General features: G+C 72.2%; 8 protein-coding genes. 4 read left to right on the top strand and 4 right to left on the bottom strand.

Annotation, left to right across the window (positions count from 1 at the left end; translation table 11 throughout):
* Positions 1 to 82: 82 nt before the first annotated feature.
* Together KMS84_RS36590 and KMS84_RS36585 are read right to left on the bottom strand one after the other, a co-directional pair.
* Complete coding sequence (locus KMS84_RS36590; protein ID WP_256920857.1) at positions 83 to 1,543, bottom strand: aldehyde dehydrogenase family protein; 1,461 nt, start codon at positions 1,541 to 1,543, stop codon at positions 83 to 85.
* 132 nt (positions 1,544 to 1,675) lie between these two features.
* Positions 1,676 to 2,512: a Sco1979 family transcriptional regulator gene (locus KMS84_RS36585; protein ID WP_498066961.1), complete on the bottom strand. Its 837-nt coding sequence runs from the start codon at positions 2,510 to 2,512 to the stop codon at positions 1,676 to 1,678.
* Positions 2,513 to 2,874: 362 nt separating this feature from the next.
* Here KMS84_RS36585 and KMS84_RS36580 point away from each other — a divergent pair, with 362 nt between their 5' ends.
* Positions 2,875 to 3,360, top strand: a complete 486-nt coding sequence (locus KMS84_RS36580; protein WP_256920856.1) for an ATP-binding protein — start codon at positions 2,875 to 2,877, stop codon at positions 3,358 to 3,360.
* Between the two features lie 113 nt (positions 3,361 to 3,473).
* On the opposite strand, the gene KMS84_RS36575 is transcribed toward KMS84_RS36580, so the two are convergent.
* Complete coding sequence (locus tag KMS84_RS36575) at positions 3,474 to 3,692, bottom strand: DUF397 domain-containing protein (protein ID WP_052183895.1); 219 nt, start codon at positions 3,690 to 3,692, stop codon at positions 3,474 to 3,476.
* Between the two features lie 946 nt (positions 3,693 to 4,638).
* Between KMS84_RS36575 and KMS84_RS36570 the strand changes: the two genes are divergently transcribed.
* Positions 4,639 to 5,160: a hypothetical protein gene (locus tag KMS84_RS36570; RefSeq protein WP_256920855.1), complete on the top strand. Its 522-nt coding sequence runs from the start codon at positions 4,639 to 4,641 to the stop codon at positions 5,158 to 5,160.
* Positions 5,161 to 5,254: 94 nt separating this feature from the next.
* Entirely contained in the window at positions 5,255 to 5,800 is a 546-nt protein-coding gene (locus KMS84_RS36565; RefSeq protein WP_256920854.1) for a DUF4232 domain-containing protein, read from the top strand.
* 73 nt (positions 5,801 to 5,873) lie between these two features.
* On the opposite strand, the gene KMS84_RS36560 is transcribed toward KMS84_RS36565, so the two are convergent.
* Complete coding sequence (locus tag KMS84_RS36560; protein WP_256920853.1) at positions 5,874 to 7,010, bottom strand: DUF2786 domain-containing protein; 1,137 nt, start codon at positions 7,008 to 7,010, stop codon at positions 5,874 to 5,876.
* Positions 7,011 to 7,102: 92 nt separating this feature from the next.
* Here KMS84_RS36560 and KMS84_RS36555 point away from each other — a divergent pair, with 92 nt between their 5' ends.
* The gene (locus tag KMS84_RS36555; protein ID WP_256920852.1) at positions 7,103 to 7,843 is read left to right on the top strand and encodes a Clp protease N-terminal domain-containing protein; all 741 of its coding nucleotides are present in this window, start codon (positions 7,103 to 7,105) and stop codon (positions 7,841 to 7,843) included.
* Positions 7,844 to 7,958 lie beyond the last annotated feature (115 nt).

Below are 7,958 nucleotides of genomic sequence, written 5' to 3'. Positions count from 1 at the left end.
GGCCGGGGCGGGCCGGGCCGGGGCGGGCGGCTCCCCGCCCGTGCCCGTAGCCGCAGCCGTAGCCGTGGCCCCGCCCGCGCGGTCAGAACGGGAACGCGCTGCGCCCGTGCTGCACCGAGATCCACTTGGTGGTGGTGAAGGCCTCCACCGTCGACTCGCCGTTGAGGCGGCCGACCCCGGAGTTCTTCTCGCCGCCGAAGGGCACGATCGGCTCGTCGTGCACGGTGGCGTCGTTGACGTGGAACATGCCGGTGACGATCTGCCGGGCGAAGGCGACCCCGCGCTCGACGTCGGCGGTGTGCACGGCGCCGCTCAGCCCGTAGGGCGACTCGTTCACCAGCCGCACGGCCTCCTCCTCGCCGTCGAAGGTGTTCACGAACACCACGGGCCCGAAGACCTCCTGCTGGAGCAGCGCGGAGTCGGTGGGCAGACCGGCCAGGACGGACGGCTCCACCAGGTTGCCCACCGTCGTACCGTGCACCAGCGCGTGCGCGCCCTCGCCGATGGCCTGCTCGACGACGCCCGAGACGGCTTCCGCCTGCGAGGAGTTGATCACCGGGCCGATCGCGGTCTGCGGGTCGCGCGGGTCGCCGGCCTTCAGGGTGCGCACCTTGGCGACGAACTTCTCGGTGAACTCGTCGGCGACCGCGCGGTCGACCAAAATCCGGTTGGCGGCCATGCAGACCTGGCCCTGGTGGACGAAGCGGCTGAACACCGCCGCGTCGACGGCGTAGTCGACGTCGGCGTCGTCCAGCACCACGAACGCGCTGTTGCCGCCGAGTTCGATGACGGTCCGCTTGAAGTGCGAGGCGGCGACCGTCGCGACGTGGCGGCCGACCTTGTCGGAACCGGTGAAGGAGATCACCCGCGGGACCGGGTGCTCCAGGAAGGCGTCGCCGATCTCGGCGATGTCGGTCACGACGACGTTCAGCAGGCCCGGCGGCAGACCGGCGTCCTCGAAGAGCTTGGCGATCACCGTGCCCCCGGAGACGGGGGTGTTCTGGTGCGGCTTCAGCACCACGCCGTTGCCGAGGGCGAGCGCGGGGGCGACGGACTTCAGCGAGAGCAGGAACGGCACGTTGAACGGGCTGATCACACCGACCACGCCGACCGGCTCGCGGTAGACGCGGTTCTCCTTGCCGTCGATCGGCGAGGGCAGGATGCGGCCCTCGGCGCTCAGCGCCAGGTGGACGGACTCGCGCAGGAACTCCTTGGCGAGGTGGAGCTCGAAGGCCGCCTTGCCGAAGGTGCCGCCGGCCTCGTCGACGAGGAGGGCGCTGATCTCCGCCTCGCGCTCCTCGACCAGGCGCAGCACCTTCTCGAAGACCGCCCGGCGTGCGTAGGGGTTGGTCGCGGCCCACTGCTTCTGGGCGCGCGCGGCGGCCCGGTACGCCTCGTCGACCTCCTCGACCGTGGCTATGGTGATCGAGGCCAGCTTCTCGCCGTCATAGGGGTTGATGGTGATGATGTCCCAGGACCCGGTGCCCGCACGCCATGTGCCGTCGATGTACTGCTGGGCCAGGTCGGTGAAGTAAGGCGACATGTGATCCCTCAATCCCCTGCTGCGATCGGCTGCGATCGATCGGCATCACGATCTGATCACGCGTCATCGTACGGCTGATCCAGGGGAGTTGGCGGGGACTTCCGCGGGTCGACGGCCGCGGCGGGACGATCCCTACGACAGCTGGATCAGCCCGCGCAGCAGGTCCCGGCTCGCGTCCGGTCCGGGGCTGTCCCGCTGGAGTTCCACGAGGGCCTGCTCGTACTGGGCGACGTCCTCGCGTTTGTCCAGGTAGAGCGCGCTGGTGAGCTGCTCCAGGTAGACGACGTCCTGGAGGTCGGACTCCGGGAAGCTCAGGATCGTGAACGCCCCCGACTCTCCGGAGTGCCCGCCGAGGCTGAACGGCACCACCTGAAGACGCACGTTGGGGCGTTCCGAGATCTCGATCAGGTGCTGGAGCTGCCCGCGCATCACCTCGCGGTCGCCGTACGGCCGGCGCAGCGCCGCCTCGTCGAGCACGATGTGGACGTCGGGGGCGTTCTCGGCGACGAGGTACTTCTGCCGCTCCAGCCGCAGCGCCACGCGGCGGTCGATGTCGGCCGCGCCCGCCCCCTTCATGCCGCGGCTGACGACCGCGTGCGCGTACGCCTCGGTCTGCAGCAGGCCGTGCACGAACTGGACCTCGTACGCGCGGATCAGGGCGGCCGCGCCCTCCAGGCCGACGTAGGTGGGGAACCAGTTGGGCAGGACGTCCGAGTAACTGTGCCACCAGCCGGCCACGTTGGCCTCGCGGGCGAGTCCGACGAGCGCCTGGCGCTCCGTGTCGTCCGTGATGCCGTACAGCGTGAGCAGGTCCTCCACGTCCCGGGTCTTGAAGCTCACCCGGCCCAGTTCCATCCGGCTGATCTTCGACTCCGACGCCCTGATCGAGTACCCGGCCGCTTCGCGTGTGATGCCGCGCGTCTCGCGCAGCCGCCGTAGTTGCGAGCCGAGCAGCATCCGCCGCACCACCGATCCGGGCTCTCCCGCGCTCACGTTCGCCAGCCTCCCCAACCGTCCTAGGGGCCGCAGTCTGCCACTAAAACACTTCGAGCAGTACTCGTCCGATTACAGAGATGGAAAGAAACCAAAGGATACGCGCACGGCGACGCAAGGGAAGGGTGAGGAGAAAGCAAGGGAAGTGCCCGTGATGAGCGAGAAGTTGGCGGAAAAAATGGCCAAGAAGCGGTACGGGCGGGTCCATTTCGGTCACGTGCACGTGCATCTGCCCTTGCATCCACCGTGCGCATCCGAAACCATGGTCCCGCGCCACCGCTGCATCGCAACGACCGCGAATCCCGGGAGTGCCTCGCATGGGGACGAATGGATCGACCATGCTCGAGCCGTTACGGCAGGGCCTTCCGCCGCTTGATCCCGCGGCCGTGTCCAACGCCGCCTCCTGCGCTCTGCCGACCCGTTTCGAAGCGGTGCGCGAGGCACGGCAGTTCACCCGGAGGACCCTCGGCCAGTGGGACGTGGGCGACCGTCTCGACGACGTCTGTCTGGTCGTCTCGGAGCTGGTGACCAACGCGCTGAGACACGGGCTGTCCTCCGATGAGATCCCGACCGTGCAGGATCACCGGCATCCGCCCGTGCGTCTGCATTTGATGCGGTGGACCGAACGCCTCGTCTGCGCGGTGCGCGATCCCAGTCACGACAGCCCGCTGCCCCGGGAGGGCGAGGACTTCTCGGCCGAGTCCGGCCGCGGCCTCTTCCTCGTCGACTCCTTCGCCGAGAGCTGGGGCTGGCATCCGCTCTCCGGAAGCCTGCGCGGCAAGGTCGTCTGGGCGCTGTTCCGCTTGCACACCCCCGCGCGGTGACGAACCGCGGCGCGCCCTGACGCCGCGGTTCTACGCGCGTCGCGCCGGAACGCGGAGGCGGCGCCGCTTCGGATCCGGCGGGGCGGGGCCGGCCGCGGCCATCCCGAGCGCCGTCAGCTCGCGATCAGGTGGTCGAACTCGCCGTCCTTGATGCCCAGCAGCATCGCCTCGATCTCGGCGCGCGTGTAGACGAGCGCGGGGCCGTCGGGGAAACGCGAGTTGCGCACGGCCACGTCACCGCCCGGGAGCCGGGCGAACTCGACGCACGAGCCTTGCGAGTTGCTGTGCCGGCTCTTCTGCCAGGCAACCCCGTACAGCTGTGTGGCCGTCATGCCGTTGTACACGTCGTGCCCCCCGTCAACGTGGTGGTCCACAGGTCGCTCCCTGGTGGTGCACTGGCTTGTGTGGCCATGGGTGCCGTTGTCAACTGTCCCGGATCATAGCCCCGTTCACGTGCAGTCGCATGAGCAGATGCACGTGCACGCGGGGTGCCTGAGTGGTTACAGCTTTGACGCCTGCTTTACCCGGCTCGTTCCGCTTCGCGGGCCCGGCAGGAGGCCGCCCGCGGAAGTCGTCCGGATCGAACCATTCGCATATGAGGAACAGACGCTCAGCATGCCCGTCCTGTTCCGTCGCGGGGACACCGGATCCCCCGCGACGGACACGGCGCGTGTCGCGGGCACCGGTCCGGGGGCCTCCGTTCCGCCGGATTCCCGGCATCCGCTCGCACCCGCACGACTCCCACCGCCCGGCGCAGACGGCGGCCGCCGGTCCGGAGGGCCCCGCGGCCCCGGACCCCTCCTGTCCGCGACGTCACCGCCGCCGGCCGCGCCCACGCCGCCACGAGGGGGCGGGCGCCGGGACGATTCCTGGACGGCCCGACGCATGAGCGACCGATCGGCCGGTCGTCGGGCACGCGAGGAGACGCACGGCCCGATCGCGTGGACGTTCGGAGTGCATTCCCTCGTACGAACAAAGGAGACGGTCCACGCGGACGAGGGGCCGCCTCTGCGCAGAAAGGTGGTCTCCGGCAGCCCGGGAGCGGACGGGACGGGCGCGTACCGGACAGCGGACGCCCGAGCGCGGGCGGAGACGGCCCGGTTCCCGTTCGCGCCGGGCGCGCAGGGGGGATCGGCCCGGACCGGAACGCGGACGAGGTCACGGGCCACCCCGGGGCTCCGCGCGGGCCTGCTGGTAGCTTGCTGCGGACCTCGGCCCCCGCGGTCCACGCGGCCGGCGGCCCGGCCGGCCCGCTACAGCACAGCTTGGGAGCCAGCAGTGACTTCGGCGATCTTCTCGCGGGGCCCGTTCCGTCCGCCGGTGCGCGCGGCGGCCGCGGCCGCCGCGCTGGCGGGTGCGCTCACGCTGACCGCGTGCAGCGGCGACGGCGGGTCCGGCGGTTCCTCGGCCACTCCGTCCGCGCCGGCGACCGCGGACGCCGGCGCCACGAGCGGCACCGGCGGCGCGTCGGCCTCGGCGTCCGCCTCCCACGAACTGGAGGGGAGCTGGCTCGCCACGACGGACGGCAAGGCCGTCGCCCTGATCGTCACCGGTCGGCAGGCGGCCCTCTTCGTGACCGGCGGGGCCGTGTGCAGCGGAACGGCCGGCAAGGAGGCGGGCATGCGGATGATCCGCCTCAAGTGCAGCGTCGGCAAGGACGACCGCACGGCCGGGATGGTCGACTCCGTCGACGCGAAGACCCTCGAGGTGACCTGGTCGGGCGCGGCCGGCAAGGAGACGTTCACCAAGGCGCAGGGCGGCCAGTGGCCCTCGGGGCTGCCGACGCCGGGGCTCGGGTAGCCGGGCCGTCACGGAAACGGGGGGCGCGCGAAGGATCGCCGCGCGCGTGCGTGATGATCCATCGAGCACCGTCCCGAGACCCTAGGAATCACACATGCGCGCCGTTCCCCTCACCGTCACCGCCCTTGCCGCGGCCCTGCTCCTCACCGCCTGCGGAGGCGGGGACGACAGCGGCTCCGGCGGCGACGAGAGCAAGGCCGGCGGCTCGACCGGCCCCGCCGGCGGCGCCTGTGCCGCCGACGGCCTCGGACAGCAGGTCGGGCCCGTCGACGCCGCCCCCGCCGCCGGGGACACGGGCAACGTCACCGTCACGCTCACCAACAAGGGCGCGCAGTGCACCCTCAAGGGCTTCCCCAAGGTGGTCCTCCAGGCCGACGGCGACTCCGCGACCGTGGCCGAGGACGGCGCCGCCGCGGCGCAGACGCTGACCCTTCCCGCTCAGGGGACCGCCTCCTTCACGATCACCTACGTGCGCGGCGAGAGGGGCGGCGACAAGAGCCTCGCCGTCAAGAAGGCGCAGTACGGCCTGCCGGACGCCTCGGCCACGGTCGACTTCGACTGGTCGTACGGCGACGTCGCGCTGAAGAGCAAGGGCGTGCCGGACGCCACGGTCAGCGCCTTCACGCAGGCGGGCGACTGACCCACGCGCCCCCGGGGCCGCCGCGGCGGGCGGTGCGTCCCGGCACGCGGGGGCGACGCGCAGGAGCGGGACGTCACGGCAGGCGGGGCCGGGAGCGCATCCTGGCCCGGTCGGCGGCTTCGGCGCCCTCGGTCCAGCCCGTCTCGTCGGTGACCCCGCGCAGACGGGTCGACACCGTCTGCGGGAACATCCGGTCCGTCGCGGCGGTGACCGCGACCTCGCGCGTGGCGAGGACCGGCAGCAGGGCGTCGTCGACCGCGGTCCCGGCGGTCGCGGCGATCTCGCCGAGGCGGACGCCTATGCGGTGGGCGTAGGCGGCGAGGAAGGACTGCCGGAAGGTCTTCGTGCGTTTGCGCCCCCCGGCCCGCTGGGCCGCCTCCGCCTTCGCCATCGCGGACTGCGCCTGCACCAGCAGCGAGGTGTGGAGCAGCTCGACCGCCTCCAGGTCCGCCTCGAAGCCGACGACCGTGGAGAAGGCGAAGCGCTCGTTCCAGACCGCCCGGCAGTGGTTGGCCGCGGCGACCGCGTCCAGCAGCACCGCCTTGGCCTGCTCGTAGGGCGGCTCGACGCCGATCCGGCAGGCGCCGGGCGCGTCCGGGTCCGGCGCCTCGGCGTCGAGCAGCGCCTCGTCCAGGCTGTGCCGGGCCATCAGCTCCTGCGCCTTCGCGGTGAGCGCCTCCGCCTCCTGCGGGAACCCGGTCGCCTCGGCCTTGGCGAGCAGGGCGCGGATGCGGGTGAGCATGCGCGTGTGGGTCCCCGGGCGGAAGGAACGGTGCGGCTCGCGTTCCTGGAGGGGTTCGAGGGCGGGCAGACGCGTCAGCAGGCGGTAGAGCTCCAGGACCGCGACGGCGTGCGAGAAACGGTCGGCGGACCCCGGGGGGTCGGCCGGAAGCTCCGCCAGCTGCTCGGTCCAGCGCCGCCCGCGCGCCCGGTCGTCGCGCGCCTGGGCGCGGATCAGCGCCGCCGCCAGCCCCACATGGACGGCGTCCAGCTCGCGGCGCACGATCCGCACCGCGTCCGCGGGCTGCCACCCCCGACGCCAGAGCGCCGCGACGAACTCCACGCCCCTGCGCGTGACTTCCGCGTCCGTCGCGGGGTCGGCGGCCAGGAGCGACGCGCCCGTGTCGAGGGCGGCGTCGGCGCTGTCGTGGAGCGCGGCCCGGAAGGCGCGTTCGACGGTGTCGGACGGGGTGTCGTCGGTGCTGCTCACCGGTCGATCGTGTCACGGGAGCCGAACGCCTCCCGCCGCACGACTGACAACCTCGGGTTGACACCCTCCCTCTGTCAACCTACGGTTGACACATGACGAATCCACGCCCCGGCACCACGTCGTCCGTGCGTCTCGACGACCTCATCGACGCGATCAAGAAGGTCCACAACGAGCCGCTCGACCAGCTCCAGGACGCCGTCATCGCCGCCGACCACCTCGGCGACGTGGCGGACCACCTCATCGGTCACTTCGTCGACCAGGCCCGCCGCTCGGGCGCCTCCTGGACCGACATCGGCCGCAGCATGGGCGTCACCCGGCAGGCGGCCCAGAAGAGGTTCGTCCCGAAGGAGTCGGCCGACCTGGACGCCAACCAGAACTTCGCCCGCTACACCCCCCGCGCGCGCAACGTGGTCATGGCGGCCCACAACGAGTCCAGGGCGGCCGGCAACGCCGAGGGCCTGCCGGCGCACCTGGTCCTCGGTCTGCTGGCCGAACCGGAGGGTCTCGCCGCGAAGGCGATCGCCGCGCAGGGCGTCTCCCCGGACGCCGTCCGCGCGGCCGCGACCGCCGCGCTCCCGTCGCCGGTCGAGGAGCCGCCGGAGCTGGTCCCCTACGGCGCGGACGCCAAGAAGGTCCTCGAACTCACCTTCCGCGAGGCGCTCCGGCTCGGCCACAACTACGTGGGCACCGAACACCTTCTGCTGGCCCTGCTGGAGCACGAGAACGGCGAGGGCGTGCTCAGCGGCCTCGGCGTCGACAAGGCCCGGACCGAGAGGTTCGTGGCCGACACCCTGGCCGAGCTGGTCGGCACGGACCGGGGGGACGACGAGTAGAAACGGGCGACGGGGCCACAAGGCAGGCCGGGCGGACGAGGGCGAGGCCGACCGGACCGCCCGGACCCACCAGGTCAGAGGAACAGGGGACGGGGGCTGCGGGCCGGGGCCGCGG

Source organism: Streptomyces hilarionis, assembly GCF_024539675.1.
Classification (GTDB): domain Bacteria; phylum Actinomycetota; class Actinomycetes; order Streptomycetales; family Streptomycetaceae; genus Streptomyces; species Streptomyces hilarionis.
The sequence above is the reverse complement of the archived record's forward strand: the minus strand, read 5'-3'. Positions and strand labels throughout refer to the sequence as shown.

What these genes read in the sequence shown, in the direction of transcription:
- KMS84_RS36590 (WP_256920857.1), bottom strand. Translation starts at nt 1,543, where the DNA reads ATGTCGCCTTACTTCACCGACCTGGCCCAGCAGTACATCGACGGCACA.
- KMS84_RS36580 (WP_256920856.1), top strand. Translation starts at nt 2,875, where the DNA reads ATGCTCGAGCCGTTACGGCAGGGCCTTCCGCCGCTTGATCCCGCGGCC.
- KMS84_RS36575 (WP_052183895.1), bottom strand. Translation starts at nt 3,692, where the DNA reads ATGACGGCCACACAGCTGTACGGGGTTGCCTGGCAGAAGAGCCGGCAC.
- KMS84_RS36565 (WP_256920854.1), top strand. Translation starts at nt 5,255, where the DNA reads ATGCGCGCCGTTCCCCTCACCGTCACCGCCCTTGCCGCGGCCCTGCTC.
- KMS84_RS36555 (WP_256920852.1), top strand. Translation starts at nt 7,103, where the DNA reads ATGACGAATCCACGCCCCGGCACCACGTCGTCCGTGCGTCTCGACGAC.